The sequence below is a fragment of the Streptomyces sp. NPDC056161 genome, assembly GCF_042268025.1.
In the GTDB taxonomy this organism is placed as follows: domain Bacteria; phylum Actinomycetota; class Actinomycetes; order Streptomycetales; family Streptomycetaceae; genus Streptomyces.
Genome location: NZ_JBHJUV010000016.1, coordinates 1 through 15,927, shown reverse-complemented (window position 1 = coordinate 15,927; position 15,927 = coordinate 1). Strand labels below are relative to the sequence as shown.

The 15,927-nt window shown below is 70.1% G+C and carries 15 protein-coding genes; 7 read left to right on the top strand and 8 right to left on the bottom strand.

The features are described from left to right. Positions 1 to 27 precede the first annotated feature (27 nt). Together ACFC09_RS16825 and ACFC09_RS16820 are read left to right on the top strand one after the other, a co-directional pair. Positions 28 to 918: an SIS domain-containing protein gene (locus ACFC09_RS16825; RefSeq protein WP_376528473.1), complete on the top strand. Its 891-nt coding sequence runs from the start codon at positions 28 to 30 to the stop codon at positions 916 to 918. 179 nt (positions 919 to 1,097) lie between these two features. Next, positions 1,098 to 1,970 carry a class II fructose-bisphosphate aldolase gene (locus ACFC09_RS16820; protein WP_376528471.1) on the top strand — a complete coding sequence of 291 codons (873 nt, stop codon included), beginning with the start codon at positions 1,098 to 1,100 and terminating at the stop codon, positions 1,968 to 1,970. Between the two features lie 170 nt (positions 1,971 to 2,140). On the opposite strand, the gene ACFC09_RS16815 is transcribed toward ACFC09_RS16820, so the two are convergent. From ACFC09_RS16815 to ACFC09_RS16805, 3 genes are all read right to left on the bottom strand, one after another. After that, the gene (locus ACFC09_RS16815; protein WP_376528468.1) at positions 2,141 to 2,422 is read right to left on the bottom strand and encodes a hypothetical protein; all 282 of its coding nucleotides are present in this window, start codon (positions 2,420 to 2,422) and stop codon (positions 2,141 to 2,143) included. 187 nt (positions 2,423 to 2,609) lie between these two features. Next, the gene (locus ACFC09_RS16810; protein WP_376528467.1) at positions 2,610 to 4,583 is read right to left on the bottom strand and encodes a discoidin domain-containing protein; all 1,974 of its coding nucleotides are present in this window, start codon (positions 4,581 to 4,583) and stop codon (positions 2,610 to 2,612) included. Between the two features lie 280 nt (positions 4,584 to 4,863). Then, positions 4,864 to 5,418: an isochorismatase family protein gene (locus tag ACFC09_RS16805; RefSeq protein WP_376528465.1), complete on the bottom strand. Its 555-nt coding sequence runs from the start codon at positions 5,416 to 5,418 to the stop codon at positions 4,864 to 4,866. 113 nt (positions 5,419 to 5,531) lie between these two features. Between ACFC09_RS16805 and ACFC09_RS16800 the strand changes: the two genes are divergently transcribed. Then, positions 5,532 to 5,873: a hypothetical protein gene (locus ACFC09_RS16800; protein WP_376528463.1), complete on the top strand. Its 342-nt coding sequence runs from the start codon at positions 5,532 to 5,534 to the stop codon at positions 5,871 to 5,873. A gap of 96 nt (positions 5,874 to 5,969) precedes the next feature. Here the strand turns inward: ACFC09_RS16800 and ACFC09_RS16795 are convergent, their stop codons facing one another. The 5 genes from ACFC09_RS16795 to ACFC09_RS16775 form a co-directional block, all read right to left on the bottom strand. After that, positions 5,970 to 6,410: a MarR family winged helix-turn-helix transcriptional regulator gene (locus ACFC09_RS16795; protein ID WP_376528461.1), complete on the bottom strand. Its 441-nt coding sequence runs from the start codon at positions 6,408 to 6,410 to the stop codon at positions 5,970 to 5,972. A gap of 233 nt (positions 6,411 to 6,643) precedes the next feature. Further along, positions 6,644 to 10,033 (bottom strand): S8 family serine peptidase, encoded by a 3,390-nt coding sequence (locus ACFC09_RS16790; protein ID WP_376528459.1) that lies wholly within the window; start codon positions 10,031 to 10,033, stop codon positions 6,644 to 6,646. A gap of 327 nt (positions 10,034 to 10,360) precedes the next feature. Further along, positions 10,361 to 11,389: a helix-turn-helix domain-containing protein gene (locus tag ACFC09_RS16785; RefSeq protein WP_376528456.1), complete on the bottom strand. Its 1,029-nt coding sequence runs from the start codon at positions 11,387 to 11,389 to the stop codon at positions 10,361 to 10,363. A gap of 461 nt (positions 11,390 to 11,850) precedes the next feature. Next, positions 11,851 to 12,684, bottom strand: a complete 834-nt coding sequence (locus ACFC09_RS16780; protein ID WP_376528453.1) for a PIG-L family deacetylase — start codon at positions 12,682 to 12,684, stop codon at positions 11,851 to 11,853. Positions 12,685 to 13,047: 363 nt separating this feature from the next. Then, positions 13,048 to 13,491 carry an Lrp/AsnC family transcriptional regulator gene (locus tag ACFC09_RS16775; protein WP_376528451.1) on the bottom strand — a complete coding sequence of 148 codons (444 nt, stop codon included), beginning with the start codon at positions 13,489 to 13,491 and terminating at the stop codon, positions 13,048 to 13,050. An 8-nt stretch (positions 13,492 to 13,499) separates the two neighbouring features. Here ACFC09_RS16775 and ACFC09_RS16770 point away from each other — a divergent pair, with 8 nt between their 5' ends. From ACFC09_RS16770 to ACFC09_RS16755, 4 genes are all read left to right on the top strand, one after another. Then, the gene (locus ACFC09_RS16770; protein ID WP_376528772.1) at positions 13,500 to 13,775 is read left to right on the top strand and encodes a PLP-dependent transferase; all 276 of its coding nucleotides are present in this window, start codon (positions 13,500 to 13,502) and stop codon (positions 13,773 to 13,775) included. 71 nt (positions 13,776 to 13,846) lie between these two features. Next, on the top strand, positions 13,847 to 13,990 hold the full coding sequence (locus tag ACFC09_RS16765) for a hypothetical protein (protein WP_376528449.1): 144 nt from the start codon (positions 13,847 to 13,849) through the stop codon (positions 13,988 to 13,990). 99 nt (positions 13,991 to 14,089) lie between these two features. After that, positions 14,090 to 15,388, top strand: a complete 1,299-nt coding sequence (locus ACFC09_RS16760) for an amidohydrolase family protein (protein WP_376528769.1) — start codon at positions 14,090 to 14,092, stop codon at positions 15,386 to 15,388. A gap of 73 nt (positions 15,389 to 15,461) precedes the next feature. Then, the gene (locus ACFC09_RS16755) at positions 15,462 to 15,884 is read left to right on the top strand and encodes a hypothetical protein (protein WP_376528446.1); all 423 of its coding nucleotides are present in this window, start codon (positions 15,462 to 15,464) and stop codon (positions 15,882 to 15,884) included. The last annotated feature ends 43 nt before the right edge of the window (positions 15,885 to 15,927 follow it).

The window sequence follows — 15,927 nt, the reverse complement described above, 5'->3', positions numbered from 1 at the left end:
ATCCACGACCAAGAAAGCAGGACACACATGTCGTTCATAGGCGAGGAGATCGCCCGCCAGCCCCGGACCTGGCTCAAGGCCGCGAGCGTGGCCGCCGAGGCCGCGGATCTGCTGCCCCGGCCGGGTGAGCGGGTCGCCGTCGTCGGCTGCGGCACCTCCTGGTTCATGGCCGAGGCGTACGCCGCGCTCCGCGAGGGGCGCGGCCTGGGCGAGACGGACCACTTCGCGGCCTCCGAGTTTCCCCACGAGCGCGCCTACGACCGGCTGGTGGCGATCTCCCGGTCCGGCACCACCACCGAGATCCTGGACCTGCTGGAGCGCCGACGCGGCCGCTACCCCGCCGTCGCCCTGACCGCCGACACCTCGACCCCGATCGTCGATACCGCCGAGCACGTCCTCGACCTGTCTTTCGCGGACGAGAGGTCCGTCGTGCAGACCGTCTTCGCGACCACCGCGCTGACCGCCCTGCGCGCGGGCCTGGGTGAGGCGGCCGAGCCCCTTGCGGAGGCCGCGCGCACGGCACTGGACGCACCGCTTCCCGAGGAGTGGTTCGCCGCCGACCAGATCACCTTCCTCGGCCGCGGCTGGGCGCACGGAATCGCCCGCGAGGCATCCCTGAAGATGCGTGAGGCCACCCAGAGCTGGACGGAGGCATACCCGTCCCTGGAGTACCGGCACGGTCCGATCGCCATCGCCGCGCCCGGCCGTCTGGTATGGCACTTCGGCGCGGACGAGGACGGACTGCGGGCGGACGTCGCCGCCACCGGTGCGCACTTCGTGGACCACCCCGAGGACCCGCAGGCCGACCTGGTCCGGGTGCAGCGGCTCGCCGAGGCCGACGCCGTACGCAAGGGGCTGGACCCCGACCGGCCGCGCGCCCTGAGCCGTTCGGTGATCCTGGACCGGCCCGGTTCCTGACCGCACACCGGCGGACGTCGCAGCCGGTGCCGCCCATCTCGCGGTGGACGGCGGCTCACCCGGGTCCGGTGCCGCGCCTCGCGGGCCCTTCGGCCGAGGGCGAGGCCGGGCCGGGACGTCCCCGAACGCCGGCCCGCCGCCCCGGCGCTCTCCGACCGCTTCCCTTCCGAAAGGACGTCATGCTCTGCCGCAGCGCGGACCTGATCGCCGAAGCCCGTACGTCGGGCTCCGGCATAGCCGCCTTCAACGTCATCACGCTGGAACACGTGCAGGCCGTCGTCGAGGCCGCGCAGCGCACCGGCCGACCGGCGATCGTGCAGATCAGCCACAATGTCGTCCGTCACTACGGCGGCGACGTCATGCCCCTGGCCGCCGCCACGACGGCCGCAGCCGCAAGCAGCCGGGCCCGGCTCGCGCTGCACCTCGATCATGTCGAGGACGTCGCGCTGCTGCACCGTACGGCCCAGTGCGGGGCCAGTTCGGTGATGTACGACGCGTCCCGGATGCCCGACGAGGAGAACATCGCCGCGACCCGTGCTGCCGCCCGATGGGCCCACGAGCACGGCCTGTTCGTCGAGGCCGAACTGGGCGAGATCGGCGGCAAGGGGTCGGCGCACCTGCCCGGTGTCCGCACCGACCCGGGGGACGCCGCCCGGTTCGTCGCCGAGACCGGCGTGGACGCCCTCGCCGTCGCCGTGGGCAGCAGTCACGCGATGATCACCCGCACCGCCGCGCTCGATCTCGACCTGATCTCCCGGCTGCGGGACGAGGTGCCCGTGCCCCTGGTCCTGCACGGCTCGTCCGGCGTGCCGCACGCGACACTCAGGGTCGCGGTCGAACACGGCATGACGAAGATCAACGTCGGGACGCTGCTCAACGTCGCCTTCACCCGGGCCGTCCGCGAGGCACTGGCCGACGCGCCGGACCTGGTCGACCCGCGCCGCTGTCTGACGCTCGCCCGGGGCGCGATGACCGAGGCAGTCGCCGACTGCCTGACGGCGCTGGCCCCTCCTGGACCACCCCGCAGAGGCCGTTTTCCCGGCTGCCCTTGAGCAAGGGCGACCGAGGGACACCCCTGGCGGGGCCGGCCGTCGAGTACGCCACGAACGTACAAGGCTCCCCGGGCCCGGCCGGTCGCGGGAACGACGAAGCCCCGGCACCCTGCCTTGGCCGAGTGCCGGGACCGCGTTCACCGTCCGGCGCCTGTGCGCCGGGCACGGCCTCAGAAGGCGCTGTTGCCGCACTCCATGCTGGAGCCCATGTCGGTGGCCTGGGCGCCCGGGTTGCCCTCGCCGTTCAGGGCGTTGCCCAGCGCGCCGTTGAGCACGCCGACCTCGCCGAGCACATCGAGGTTCAGGTCGTGCGACTTACAGGTGGAGCTCTGCAGGATGGCGAACCTGTCGCCCTCGTCGCCGCCCTTGCCCCCGGCGTGGGCCGTGCCGCCCACGAGTCCGATGCTGCCGAGCGCGGCGATCAGAACGGCCACGTTGCGAAGCTTACGCATGTCGTCTCCGATGGAGTGAATGGATGCGATCCGTAATAGATCGATTGCTTACCGCTACCAGAGACTAGTACGAAGTACCTCAAAACGGTCACAGGCATGCCGTCCTCTCGATCGCGCGGCAGAAGCACCCGAACGACGTATCGGATACGAACGGCCCCTCAGCCGCCGACGGAGACGGGGTCAGGCATCAGGCGCCGAAGACCTGGAACTCCGAGATCTGCCCGGCCGGCCAGCCGGTGTTGGCGGTGAAGGTGAGCCGTACGTAGCGGGTGACCACGGTGGCGGGAAGCGTGAGGGTCGCCGTGTTGCCGGTCGCCGGGTCGAAGGTGCAGCCCGCCGGGGCGAGAAGCTGGGCGAAGGTGCCGCCGTCCGTGCTGCCCTGTACGGAGACGGTCTGGGTGCGGGCGGCCCACGCGGTCGCCGGAGGGAGGCGGAGGACGATCCGTCGGACGTCGGTGGCGGCGCCCAGATCGACCTGGACCCACTGCGGGAAGGCGTTGTTGGCGGACTCCCAGTAGGTGTTGGCGTCGCCGTCGGTCGTGTTGCCCGAGACATACGTCTGGGTGTGGCTGCTCTCCGCGGTCGGGCGGCGGAGAGCCAGGTTGGTGGTGCTGGAAGGAGGATCGGTGGTGACGGTGACCTGGTTGGAGAGCTGCGACACGTTTCCGGCCGCGTCGAAGGCGACGACACCGAAGGTGTACGCGGTGGACGCGCCGAGTCCGGTCACCGTGAACGAGGTGCCGCTGGTCGTACCCACCTGCGTGCTGGTCGAGCCGGTCACTTGCAGCACGCGGTAGCCGGTGACGCCGACACCGTCGGTGGCGGCGCTCCAGGCCAGCGAGGCGGAGTTGCTGGTGTGCCCGGTGACGTTCAGGGCACCCGGCGCGGTGGGGGCCGTGGTGTCGCCGCCGGTGGAGACGACCGGCTGGGTGGGGCGGGTGGCGGTCAGCGCTATCTGCCCCTTGAGCATGCGGCCGCCGTCGCCGGTCAGCCGCAGGTAGTAGTCGGCGGAGCAGGCGGTGCCGTCCTCGTCGAGGGCGAGGAAACCGGAGTTGCCGGGCACCCATGCCTGGGTCTCGGCGGTCTTGGCGATCTGGTTGCCCTCGTTGTACTCGTCGAACATCGAGATGTAGATGCCCTGCACCCCGGCCCGGACCATGTTGTAGAACTGCCGCCACATGAAGTCGCCGTGCACCCGCTGCCGCAGCGCCAGGTCACCGGGCAGGACGCAGGGCTGGTAGTCGATGCCGTTGGCGTTGCAGTCGGCCTGGTCGCCGACGGTGTACGTGTTGTAGGCGTTGTCGGCTTCGGTCACGTTGGCGATGGCGCCGACCATCCACGGCGAGATCATGTTGAAGGCGTGGTAGACGCCGAGATAGCCGGCCCGTGAGCCCCCGGTGCCCGTCCGCCATTCGCGCGGGACGCCGCCGATGACGTAACACCCCTGCCCTTTGAACCAGTTGATGACGTCGAGGCAGGCGTCGGCGGTGAAGGGGTGGTTGTTGTCGTTGAAGCCGAAGCCCCAGATGCAGACGACCGGCTTGCCGTTCTGCTTCGCGTACGCCGAGGACGCGGTGTGCGCGGACATCTTGTTCGTCCAGTCCGTCTTGATCTCGGACTGCATGTTCGTCCAGTTGGTGACGTCGTACATGATGTAGAACTTCCGCCCGTACGACTCGGCTGCGCTGCGCACCCTGGTCGCCATGGCGTCGCGGGTGGGGCCCTCGCCTCCGGTGGGGTTGAAGCGCTGGAGTGCCGCGGTGTCGATGGCGTTCTGCTGCATCCACAGGAAGTGGGTGTCCACCGTCTGCTGGTCGTACGAGGAGAACAGGGTGGCGGCACGGCCGTTGCCGAAGGCGGCGTACGACGTCTGGTACGTCTTGGTGTAGTCGCGCACATCGGGCCAGCATTTGATGGCGGTGTTCGACGGGGACGGCGACTGGCCCCAGTTCTGGCTCCAGTGCCACCAGCCGTTGATGGGCGCGCCGTCGCCGGTGCAGGCGAACCAGCCCTGGTAGCCGACGCTGATCTTGCCGACCACGTCACCGGGTGGACTGGCCGCTGACGCGGCTTCGGCGGAGACGGTCGCGGTGGCTCCCACGGTTCCCACCGCGGTGGCCGCGATCGCGGCCTGTAGGAAGCCTCTGCGTGTGACACCCATCTGGACTCCTCTGGTCGGTGTCGACGTCCGTCGACTGCGAGCGAGCGAAATCGGTGATCGGGCCGGCACCGCCCTTGCCCCTGCGGGGGCCGTGCCTGTGCTCAGCGGAGGCTGGGAGGACATGGCGGGGCGACGCAAGGAGGACCGTAATATTGCCGATATCGAAGCGCAATAACTAGACAGGACTTTGTAGAATCAAAATATTCGCCTGCAAGATTCGATGCGTCAGCTTCGTTCCCCCCACGGCACCATGGGCCCGCCCGTTGTCGCGCGGCCGGGGTCAGGCGCCGAGGTGGGTGAGGATCTCGGCGGTGGTCCCGGTCTCGCCGAGCTTGGGGAAGATCAGCGCGACCGAGTTGTCGTGCGCCGCGGCGTCGAGATCGGTCATGGCGTCGATCGGCAACGCCACGTGGAAGCCGTGCTCGTGGGCCTGCCGGGCGGTGGACTCGACACCGATGGCCGTGGCGAGTCCGCAGACGACGACCTGGGTGACGCCGAGTTCCCGGAGGTGTGCTGCCAGGTCGGTGTTGTGGAAAGCGCCCCAGGTGTACTTGGTGACCGTCTTGTCGCCGGGCTGCTGGTCGAGTTCCGGGAGGAGGTCCGACCAGCCGGCGGGGAGGTCCGGGGCCCCGAAGTCGTGCTCGGTGCGGCCCGGGGCGCCGCCGGCGACGTTGACCAGCACGACGGGGAGCTTCCCGGCCCGAAAGGCGGCGGCGAGCCTGGCCGCATTGGCCAGGACACCGCCGAACGGGTGAACCGTCGGCATATGGACGGCGGCGGCCTGGAGATCGATGACGATGAGGGCCGTGTTGGGGTCGATCGCGGTGATGGGCATGTGTGTCTCCTTGAGCAATCGGTGGTGTTGAGCGGTCCGTCGGGTCGGGCCGTCAGTGGCGGACCGGCCGCACGGTGCGGTCGGCGAGTGTGAGTGCCACCGGAACGAGGCTGATGGCCGTCGTGATCCAGCCGATCCGGTGGACATCGTGGGTTGGTGACGCCGTGGTCGGTGACGTCGCGGTCGGTGACGTCGTGGCCGGTGACGTCGCGGTCGGTGACGTCGCGGCGGACGACCAAGCCGGTGACGGCACCGGCGTCGGCGCCGATGGAGCCGACGTATCCGAAGGTGCCCAGCTGCCCGGACGCGGCGCCCAGTTGAGCGGCCGGCGCCTGCTCGGTGAGCGAGGTCTGGTTGCCGACGGTCGAGAAGCCGATGGCGAGCCCGAAGACGAGGGTCAGGATGACCACGATGCCGATCCGGATCGTGGAGTCGAGCAGCAGGACACCGGCTGATCCGAGCAGGCAGACGGCAGCGGCCGCGATGACCGGTCTGCGGACGAGTCTGCGCCGGGAGAGCGGCGTGATGATCACTGCCGGTTCGCGTGTGGGTCAGAAACGCTGGGCGAGGCGCTCAAGCAGCGGAGCCGCCGCCGCCAGGACGGCGACCTCGTCATCGGTGAACGACTCGCCGAGCGCGACGGCCATGCGATCGGAGATCACGTCGCGGCTGGAGTGCAGGACGTCGCTGCCCGCACTGCTGACCGTCAGCAGTGACCGCCGCCGGTCGTCGGGGTCCGGTGACCGCGTCACCAGTCCGTGCTTCTCCAGCGATGCGACGGTCGAGCCCATTGCCTGCGGGGTGATCTGCTGTAGCCGGGCCAGATCGGCGACGGTGATCGGGCCATTGCGGTCGATCTGCGCCAGCACGGTCAACTCCGGATTCGTCAACTGGCCGTCCGTGAGCGCCTCGCCGGTACGTCGCTTGAGCATCCCCACCGCCACCCGGATCGAAGTGGCCGTGGAGCGGTTCAGAGCGTCGCGAGGTTGCATGAATAGAAGACTAGACTTCCAATCGCAATATTGCAAGGCCAGCCTTCCTAATACCTCGACGACAACCCGGCCGGTCGAAGTCGGCCGGCCGGTGAACCGTTGGTCCTGTAGATCCCGTTAGTCCCTTAGGTCCCGTGGGTTCCGTGGGTTCCGTGCCGAGCAGGCGCGACTGACGGCAGCAGGCGGCCGGGCGGCCCGCCCGTTACGGCAGACCGCCCGGCCGGACTGTGTGACTACCGGACGTCGTAGGCGCGGGTGATGGTCTGGGTGACCGCGTTGCCGTTGGCGTCGGTGACGGTGGCCTTCGTCGTGACCTGCTTGCCGGAGGCGCCGGTGTGGTCGAGGACGGCCGTCCAGTGGCCGTCCCGCTGCTCGGTCGGCGCCTGGATCCAGGTGGTACCGCCGTCGTAGGAGTACGACAGCGAGGCCGACTTGATCGCCCCTGGCGTGTATCCCGCGTGACCCTCGACCGACAGGCCGACCCTGATGCCGCTCTGCGCGGGCAAGGTGTTCAGGCCGTCCACCGGCAGGTCGTACGCCGGGAAGAGAATCGGCAGGCCCCGGGAGTAGACGTCCGGCTCCCGGTGGGAGCGGAAGCTCCAGGTGGTGGTGACAGCGGTGGAGCGCAGCCAGTTGCGGTCCGAGGACGGAATCTTCTGGAGGTTCTGCGTCAGCTCGTACGCGGAGTCCTCGTCCGGCACTTTGAACGCGTCGTACGGCCAGGCGCTGGTGGCGATCTGCTCACCGTTCCGCTTCAGTACCAGGTTGCCGAGGTCGCCGAACGACCCGCCGGAGGACCAGTGGTCGCCGGAGCTGTCGAGCCAGAGCCCGGTCTGAATGCCGATCAGGTCGCCCTGCCGCTCGGCGGCCAGCATCAGCTTGCCGTCGGCATCGCGTGGCGCGGCCGGCCGCAGGGGACCGCCGTACCACTCCTCGGCACTCCGCTGTCCCGCCTGGTAGGTACGCTCGTGGTCGCTCATGAACGCGGCGAACGGGAAGCTGGTCATCGCCCCGTGGTACCAGGCGTCGTCGCCGGTCGTGTAGTACGCGGTGCGGGTACCGGGCACATGGACGGTGCCGGACGGGCTCACGGGGACGTAGCCACCGCTGCTCCCGGACGGGCGGAGGAACATCGCGTCGACGTAGTCGCCCTCCTTGCCCATGGCGTTCCACTTCTCGGTGACCTGGGCCAGCTTGGTGTCCCTGGGCCGGTGGACCTGGTCGGAGTGGAGCGGACCCCGGGTCGGGAACGACAGGTTGTAGACGTAGGAGGAGCCGTCCTCGGAGCCGGTCGCGCGCCAGGTGGGACGGAACTCGAAGGTGCCGTTCTGGGCGCGCCCGTCGATGTCCGCGTAGAACTCCTGGACGGTGCCGTCGACCGAGACCGATCCGGTTGTCTGCCAGGTGTCGTCCCACGTGCGGTCGTAGCTGATCGTGGTGTTGTCCACCGTCGACGGGCGGTCGGTGTGCAGGCTCAGCCGGTGGGCCTTGCGGGCGTCCAGGACGACGGTGGTGTCACGGGTGATCCGGAGCTGCGGGTGCGCGAGGTAACTGACCGATTCAGGTGCGTTGTTCGCGTCGTACGTCGCCACGAAGCCGCTGAGGGCGTAGTCGCCAGGACGCACGCTGTACGTCTGCTCGGCCGCACCCTGGTTGCTGCGGCGCTCGCCCTTGTTGGTGTCGAGGCTGACGAGGTCCAGGGAGGAGGTGCCGGTCGCGGGTCTGCCGTCGCGGTCGATGGCCTTGACCCGGAGGGTGACCGTCTCCGGCTGGACGTAGAGCGTGACGGGCACCGAGACGTGCACGTGGTCGCCGGTGGCCAGGATCCGGCCGGTGACCGCACCGTACTGGGCGTCCTTCAGACGGGCGGTGGGGTCGATCCGCAGCGGCACCTCGGCGGTGGCGCCCGCGGGGACCTTCACCTTGCCCTGCTCCAGCTTGACGATGCCGGAGTGGACGTCGCTGCCGTCGTTGCCGTGCACCCCGCTGACCTTCAGATTCAGGGTGAGGTCGGTTCCGCTGGTGTTGGTGAGGGGCACCCGCACGGTGGTGCGGTCCGATGCCTCCTGCGGCCAGTCGTAGCTGCCGGCCTGGACGGCCGGCGCGGAAAGCACCTTCTGGTTCACCGCGCCGAACACGTCCAGGACCCCACCGCCGGTCTGGTCGGCGCCTGCGACCTTGCCGTCGGTGCGGGCCGAGGCGACGAGGGCTGCCTTGATCCGCTGCGCGGTCCAGTCCGGGTGGGCCTGGCGGACGACGGCCGCGGCGCCCGCGACATGCGGGGTGGCCATGGAGGTACCGGACATCGTCTGGTAGGCGTAGACGCCGCGGCCGCCCGCGTTGGCCGCCGAGATGTCGACGCCGGGGGCGGCGATCTCGGGCTTGAGGGTGTGGGTCACGGCCACGGGACCGCGGCTGGAGAACCACGCGGTGGTGTCGTCGTGGTCGACGGCACCGACGGTCAGCACGCCGGGTACGCAGCCGGGCGAGGAGACGGTCTCGGTGTTCGAGCCGGAGTTGCCGGCGGCGACGACGAACAGGGTGTGGGTGTTCTTCGAGAACTGCTTCGTGGCCTCGGCCATCGGGTCGGTGCAGTCGCCGATCGTGGCGCTGCCCAGGCTCATGGAGACGACGTCGGCCTTCTGGTCCACGGCCCACTGCATACCCGCGATGATCCAGGAGTCCTGGCCGTAGCCCTGGTCGTCGAGGACCTTGCCGATGAGCAGGGAGGCACCAGGGGCCACCCCCTTCTCGCGGCCGCCACTGGCCGCTCCCGAGCCGCCGACCGTGGAGGCGGTGTGGGTGCCGTGGCCCACCCGGTCGTCGGTGGTCTTGGAGTCCGTGAAGTTCCTGGACGTGGTGACCCGGCCCGCCAGGTCGGGGTGTTCGGCGTCCACGCCTGTGTCCAGCACGGCGACCTTGGTGCCCTTGCCGTCGTAGCCGGCCGCCCATGCCTCCGGCGCGTGCACCTGCGCGGTGGACCGGGCCAGTGTGGCCTCGACCTTGCCGTCCAGCCACAGCTTGCGCACCGTGGAGGCAGAACGTGAGCGGGTACCGGTGATGTCCTGCCAGAAGGTGGCGGCGGTGGTCTTGCCGACCTTGAGCGCGACGCCGTTCACAGCCGGGAGGCTCAGGCTCCGCTCGGTCCCGCGGGGGGAAGCGGGCACGCTGTCGGCGACGCTCACACCCTCGCGGTAGGTGGCGATGAGCGGCAGTGAGTCGGTGTGTGTGTCGTCGTATCCCTGGCGGATGAGCCCAGTGACGTTGAACAACTGCTCGTCGACCTTGCCGTCGGCGATCGCCTGGGAGGCGTCGTCCGGGTAGACGTAGAGGTCCTTGCCCCTCTGATAGGTCTGGAACATCGGCTGCGCACCGTCCTGGCGCGGCAGCACCGCCGCAGAACTGCGACCCGACGTGTCCGTGGTCACCAGTACTTTGTCGCCGGTGACGAGAGTGACCGTCACCTGCTTGCCGTCCGTTGCTGTGGTCCCGCTCCCGATGACCGGCCTCGTCCCCGAGGCTCCGTCAGGCGGCGTATCCGCCGCCCCGGAAGGCGTGACCGCGGAGACGGCCAGGACGGCGGCGGTCGCCGCGCCCAAGGCCATGAGCGATATGGGGCGCATGAATCTCCCTACTTGAGGCCGTGAACATGCCATGTTGCGGCTGCAGCCTGGCAGACATACGGGGTTCACAGGGATGTCACACATGGCGGGTTTGCCGCATGACGGGTTTCCGTCACACGGTCACCTCACCTGGTACGTCGGCTCGGTGAGGCTTCGCGCAGGTTCCCGGGCGGGACGGTCTGCCGCGCTGAGGCATGCCGAGGCGAACTCAAGGAAGGGACGCGCCGGTGCCGTCCTCCGCCTCCTTGACCAGCGTCCCGGCGTCCCTCGTAGGCGGATCGCTGGTAGGGGAAGCCTCCTCGGCCTCGGGCCGAGGAGAAGGAAAGGTCAGAGCCAGCCCGCACGCGCGGCGTGCCACCCGAGTTGCAGGCGCGAATCCGCCCCGGCGAGGTCCATCAGACGGCGCGTCCGCCGTTCCACGGTGCGTATGGAGAGGCCGAGCTGGGATGCCGTACGCCGATCGGAAAACCCTGCCAGCAGCAGGGCGAGGACCTCCAGTTCCCCCTCGGTCGGCTGCTGGTCGGTCACCTGCTCCACGCGCACGCCCTTGGCGGTGGTGTACAGCGGCCGGGCCTGGGCCCATTCCTTCTCGAAGAGGTGGACCAGGGCCGTCAGCAGGCCGCTGCGGTGCACCACGACGGCGCTCGGCTCGTCGCCGGAATCCGCCGTCTCCAGCGGCACCATGGCACGCTCTCGGTCCGAGACGACCATCTTCAGTGGCAGCGAGTCGACCAGGCGGAGCTCCAGGCCCGCCGTGATGGACGCCTGCACGTCCCGCGCCACGTCGTGACCGTCGAGGTAGTTCCTGGCGGCCACGACCCGGAAGTCGACTCCTCGGTCCAGCGCGGAGTTCTCCGACATGTCGGCTTCTTCGCGCGACACCGCGATGGGCACACCGACGAGAAAGACGAGCAACTCCCGTTGTGCGCCCCGTTGCAGTTGATGGAAGCGGTGTGCGACCTGCTCCGCGCCCACGACCACCTCCACGACGCTGCCGGCGGTGTGCACGGCGGCACTGCGGTACTGCTCGGTCAGCATCGAGAGCGCGACCTCGGCCCGCTGAAGCGCGTTGCGCTGCTCGACGAGGAACGGGGCCAAGGCCACCGAAGGCGGTGTGAGCCGGTAGTGGGCGGGCCGGCGGCCGACCTCGCGGTCGGCCGGGTCAGGCGTCCCGCTCCCGGCCTCGGCGGCGACCGCCACCAGGCCACGTGTGGCCAGGTCCAGCAGAACGCGGGCGGTCTCCGACTCCTCCGTTCCGGTCTGCCCGGCGAGATCCCGCGCGGAGGCTGTCGGACGGGTCAACAGTGCCGTGTAGACGGCCTCTTCAGCCGGGCTCAAGCCCAGCGCCTGCAACATCCGGCTCCTCCTGGGCGGCCACCGTGTCCGGCCCCCGCGCATCTCGCGCGGCACCGTACGGATTCGTCTCGACCGAATCCTATCCCCCTGTCAATATGCCCCATTTGCTGGTTACCGGGTCTGCCACACACCCAGGGCGGCCCCGAGCGATCCTGTCCGTCGAACGGTCCGGGATCGCCCGCTCGGCCTGGTCGGAGGCGCGCGTCGGCACGGTCCGGGATCGCCCGCTCGCCCTGGTCGGAGGCGCGCGTCGGTTGCGAAGCCGATGCCCGGGTGGACATCGCCCTGCAACCCTGCACGGACCCTGGACGACCAGACGGTGGGCCGGCCGGAGGCACACCTGCGGGCACATCGCGGCGCTCTCCCGCCGACCGCGGTCGGGGCCGGTCTGATCGGACGGCGCGCCGAGCCGGGCCGCGCCGTCCTTCATCCGGCGTCGGGGCCCCGGTCGGCCGCGCGGATCAGCGCAGTCCGGCGAAGAGATCGTTCTCGGGTACGGCGGCGCCGGTGGCGTCCTGTACCCGTACGAAGGTCTCCATGCCCATCAACTCGCCGAACTTCTCCTTGCCCATCTTCAGGAAGAAGATGTTCTCGCCCTGACTGGCGTGCGCGGCCAACGCGTCGAACTTCTGACCGCTGAACGCGGTGGTCTCCACCCACGTGGTGATCTCATCGTCCGGGAGGCCGATCTCGGCCATCGCGGCGGCCTCGGCCGGATCCGGCTCCGGCATGTCCTCATGAAACTCCCGCATGACCTCGCCGAACCGCTGCATCATCGAACGGGGCATGGTCGTCCAGTACACCTTCGGCCTCAGTTCGGTCATCTCCAGCGCCGCCATCGTGATGCGGTGGGCCTGGATGTGGTCGGGATGGCCGTAGAAGCCGTTCTCGTCGTAGGTGACGACCACATCAGGACGGTAGTGCCGCATGAGTTCCGCGAGCCGGGCCGCGCCTTCCGCCACGGGGGTCTGCCAGAAGGATCCGGGGGCGTCGTTGCCCGGCCAGCCCATCATCCCGGAGTCGGCGTAGTCCAGCATCTCCAGATCGCTGACCTTCAGGACGTCACAGCTCGCCTTGAGTTCCTGACGGCGCATCAAGGCGACGGCCGCCGGATCGTGCCCGGGATCACCCGGCTTGACACCCCCCGGTCCGTCGCCACAAGCGCCGTCGGTACACGTCACGAGCACCGTGCGGATGCCTTCCGCCGCGTACCGCGCGAGAACCCCACCGGTTCCGGTGGCCTCATCGTCGGGGTGGGCGTGCACAGCCATGAGTGTCAAAGGCCGGTCAGTCATGAAACAGTCCTCCTGGAGAAATACAGCTTGGTCCGAGTCCACGGCGGGCGTCCGCGAACCCGGGGCCCGGCTCCTGGCGGGGTGGACGACCTCGTGGTCTCCGTGTTCCCCGCCTGGGCGGCGCCGGTCCCTCAGTCGATTCAACAGTGCCGGTCGGACCGGCTGTTCCCGGCTCGGCCGCTGGACCTTCCGGGCGTCCGCGGTTCAATTCAAACGCGGCCCAGGCGCGACCTGGACGGGTCAGCGGCGCGTCGGATCCGACGTCCGTCCAGCACCGGCCCTGAGGTACCGACACGGCACCCTCACTGTCCGAGCCGCCGACCGCCGTGCGTACGCCGGACCACCCGGGTCGGGACGAAAGCGTCATGCGGTGTCGGGCGAAAGCGTCTTCATGGTGACGTAGCTGGTCACCGTGGCCACGCTGGGCAGGTCGGCCAACTGGTGGGCGTGGAAGTCCTCGTAGGCGGGCAGGTCCGCCACCTCGACCTGGAGCAGATAGTCGAAGTTGCCGGTGATGTGGTGGCAGGCGACCACTTCCGGCAGCCGGGTGACCTCCCGCTCGAACGCGACCACCTCCGCGCGGGTGTGCCGCATCAGCCGCACCCCGGCGAACACCCGCAGACCACGACCGACCGCGACGGGGTCGATCAGCGCCCGGTAGCCGCGGATGACCCCCGCCTCCTCCAGTTGGCGCACGCGCCGCAGGCAGGGCGACTGCGACAGCCCGACCCGGGCGGCAAGCTCGGCGTTGCTGATCCGACCATGCTGTTCGAGCACAGCCAGAATCGACCGATCGACCTCGTCCATGGTGGCAGATTATTGCGCCGTTAGACCACCTACCACAATCGTTCGCCTCAGACCGCGCGCAATTTGCTGCCAAAGCTGCTCAGACCTATCCGCGCCGGTCGGCCGGCCTCGGCGGCGTGGAATCGCTGGCCGTGCACCCGGCGTCCATGTGGCGCGGGATGCTCAGTGCGGAACAGATCGCCGGGGCGGTCCCGCCGGGCCTGGTCCGGCTGGCCGCGGGCACCGAGGACACGGCCGACCTGGTCGCCGACGCACTCGCCGCCGCCGACGCCGTGCGCACCTGACCGACCGTTGGTGCGGGCCGGACCAGTTGCACGCCTGCTGGGGCCTGCGGGACGGCAAGGTCTCCGGCGGAATGCCACGGCTCGCGGTGATCGCCCCGTCCGGCTTCGGCATCCTCCCCGTGCTGCTCAGCTACTGCCGGCCACCCGAGGTGTATGTCCCCGGCGGCCTCGCGGTGCCCCTCTCCCCGTCGGTCACCTGCGGCAGCCGTGCCTGACCGCCCGCGGCCGAACTGCACGGCGGCAGGCAGAGAAGGAGCGGTCGCCACAACACGATCTTGAGCAATCCGAACGCGTCCGTGAAGGAGTTCATCCCGATGAAGACCCTGCTCACCGGCGGCACCGTGGTCAGCATGGACCCGGCTGTCGGCGATCTCGACCACGGTGACGTCCTCATCGAAGACGGCGTGATCGTCGAGGTGGCCGAACGGATCGACGCGCCGGACGCCGAGCCGATCGACGCGACCGACCGGATCGTCATGCCCGGCTTCGTCGACAACCACCGCCACACCTGGCAGACCGCGTTCCGAGGCATCGGCGCGGACTGGACGTTCCCCGAGTGGGCGGTGGCCATGCACGGCACGGTCAAGCCCCACTACCAGCCCGAGGACGTCTACGTAGGCACTCTGCTCGGCCGCCTGGAGGCCCTGCACTCCGGCGTGACCACGATGCTGGACTGGTACCACGTCGCGCAGGACCGCGAACACGAGGACGCCGCCGTCGCCGCGCTGCGGGACGCACCGGGGCGGTCGATCTTCTGCCTCGGCGCCGGATGGGGCACCCCCGACCCGGTCGACGCCGCCGTCCGCCGCGTCCGCGCCGACATGGCCGGGGACGGCCCGGTCACCATGGCACTCGGACTGCGCGGGCCCGAGGTCACCGGCATGGACACCGTCGCCCGAGAGCTGGAACTGGCGGCCGAACTCGGCCTGCGTACCAGCCTCCACGCCGACGGCGGCGGGACGCGGCGCCCGGTCGCCGAGTTGCGCGAGCACGGTCTGCTGCGGGACACCACCACGTTCGTGCACGCCAACGGGATCAGTGACGAAGAGTTGCGGATGCTCGCCGACGCGGGCAGTTCGGTGTCGATCAGCCCGGACGTCGAGCTGAAGATGGGGTTCGGAGCACCGATCACCGGCCGGGCGCTGGCCGCCGGCCTGCGCCCGACGCTGTCCGTCGACGACGTCCCGTCGGTCGGCGGCGACATGTTCTCCACGATGCGTACCGCCTTCGCCGTGCAGCGCGGCCTGGACGGCGGCCTGCGCTCCCGGGACCTGCTGGAGTTCGCCACCGTCGACGCCGCCCGGTCGTGCGGACTCGGCGCCCGAACCGGCAGCCTCGCGCCCGGCAAGGACGCCGACGTCATCCTTCTGCGCGCCGACGACCTGACCGTGTTCCCGGTCACCGACCCGGCCGCCACCATCGTCAGCGCCGGCCACTCCGGCCTGGTGGACACCGTCCTCGTCGCCGGCCGCGTGGTCAAACGCGACGGCGTACTGGTGGGCGTGGACCTGGCGGCGCTGAGGACCCGACTGGTCGAATCACGCAATCGGATCGCGGTGGCCGCCGGCATCCCACTCGACGGCACGTGGCGCCCGCGGGCGGAATCGGAGTAGGGGCGCATGGCTGACCTCGCAGGCCGCGGAATCCGTGCTGGGCCTGCTGCTCGGCCCGGACCGGAGGACCTCGATGCGTGAACTCGGCCGGGACCGGGCCGAGTTCCTGCGCAAGGTCACCGGGCGCAAGCCGCTCGACGCGAAGGAGTCCGCCCGTTGTCCAGCGGCAGAGCCCCCTGCCAGTGGTCGGCCGGTCGGGTGCACGAGAGCCGGTGCGGGGATCCTGCGCCCGTCCACCCCGGCGATCCTCATCGCCCCGACCAACACCGTCCTCGACCCCGCGCACCCCGTGCACCGCAACGTGACGATCAGCGGCAACGTCTTCGACGGGGCCGGCGCCCCGGTCGTCCACGCCCGCGCCGTCCGCGGACCGACCTTCACCGGCAACCACCTGACAGGCGCCGACGCCGAAGCCCTCGTAGAGACGGACCTCGTGGCCGTCGAAGGCTGCTCGGACGTGGTCGTGGAAGGGACATCGGGGGCGCCCGGCCCGTGAACGGGACGGGAGGGCACTGCCCGCGCGACTCCCGCTCCGTCCC

Bases quoted from the DNA above. Each gene is read 5' to 3' on its own strand.
- ACFC09_RS16795 (WP_376528461.1), bottom strand. From the start codon at position 6,410: ATGCAACCTCGCGACGCTCTGAACCGCTCCACGGCCACTTCGATCCGG.
- ACFC09_RS16790 (WP_376528459.1), bottom strand. From the start codon at position 10,033: ATGCGCCCCATATCGCTCATGGCCTTGGGCGCGGCGACCGCCGCCGTC.
- ACFC09_RS16760 (WP_376528769.1), top strand. From the start codon at position 14,090: ATGAAGACCCTGCTCACCGGCGGCACCGTGGTCAGCATGGACCCGGCT.
- ACFC09_RS16800 (WP_376528463.1), top strand. From the start codon at position 5,532: ATGGCCGTCGTGATCCAGCCGATCCGGTGGACATCGTGGGTTGGTGAC.
- ACFC09_RS16755 (WP_376528446.1), top strand. From the start codon at position 15,462: ATGCGTGAACTCGGCCGGGACCGGGCCGAGTTCCTGCGCAAGGTCACC.
- ACFC09_RS16775 (WP_376528451.1), bottom strand. From the start codon at position 13,491: ATGGACGAGGTCGATCGGTCGATTCTGGCTGTGCTCGAACAGCATGGT.
- ACFC09_RS16820 (WP_376528471.1), top strand. From the start codon at position 1,098: ATGCTCTGCCGCAGCGCGGACCTGATCGCCGAAGCCCGTACGTCGGGC.
- ACFC09_RS16815 (WP_376528468.1), bottom strand. From the start codon at position 2,422: ATGCGTAAGCTTCGCAACGTGGCCGTTCTGATCGCCGCGCTCGGCAGC.
- ACFC09_RS16825 (WP_376528473.1), top strand. From the start codon at position 28: ATGTCGTTCATAGGCGAGGAGATCGCCCGCCAGCCCCGGACCTGGCTC.
- ACFC09_RS16805 (WP_376528465.1), bottom strand. From the start codon at position 5,418: ATGCCCATCACCGCGATCGACCCCAACACGGCCCTCATCGTCATCGAT.
- ACFC09_RS16780 (WP_376528453.1), bottom strand. From the start codon at position 12,684: ATGACTGACCGGCCTTTGACACTCATGGCTGTGCACGCCCACCCCGAC.
- ACFC09_RS16765 (WP_376528449.1), top strand. From the start codon at position 13,847: ATGCCACGGCTCGCGGTGATCGCCCCGTCCGGCTTCGGCATCCTCCCC.
- ACFC09_RS16785 (WP_376528456.1), bottom strand. From the start codon at position 11,389: ATGTTGCAGGCGCTGGGCTTGAGCCCGGCTGAAGAGGCCGTCTACACG.
- ACFC09_RS16810 (WP_376528467.1), bottom strand. From the start codon at position 4,583: ATGGGTGTCACACGCAGAGGCTTCCTACAGGCCGCGATCGCGGCCACC.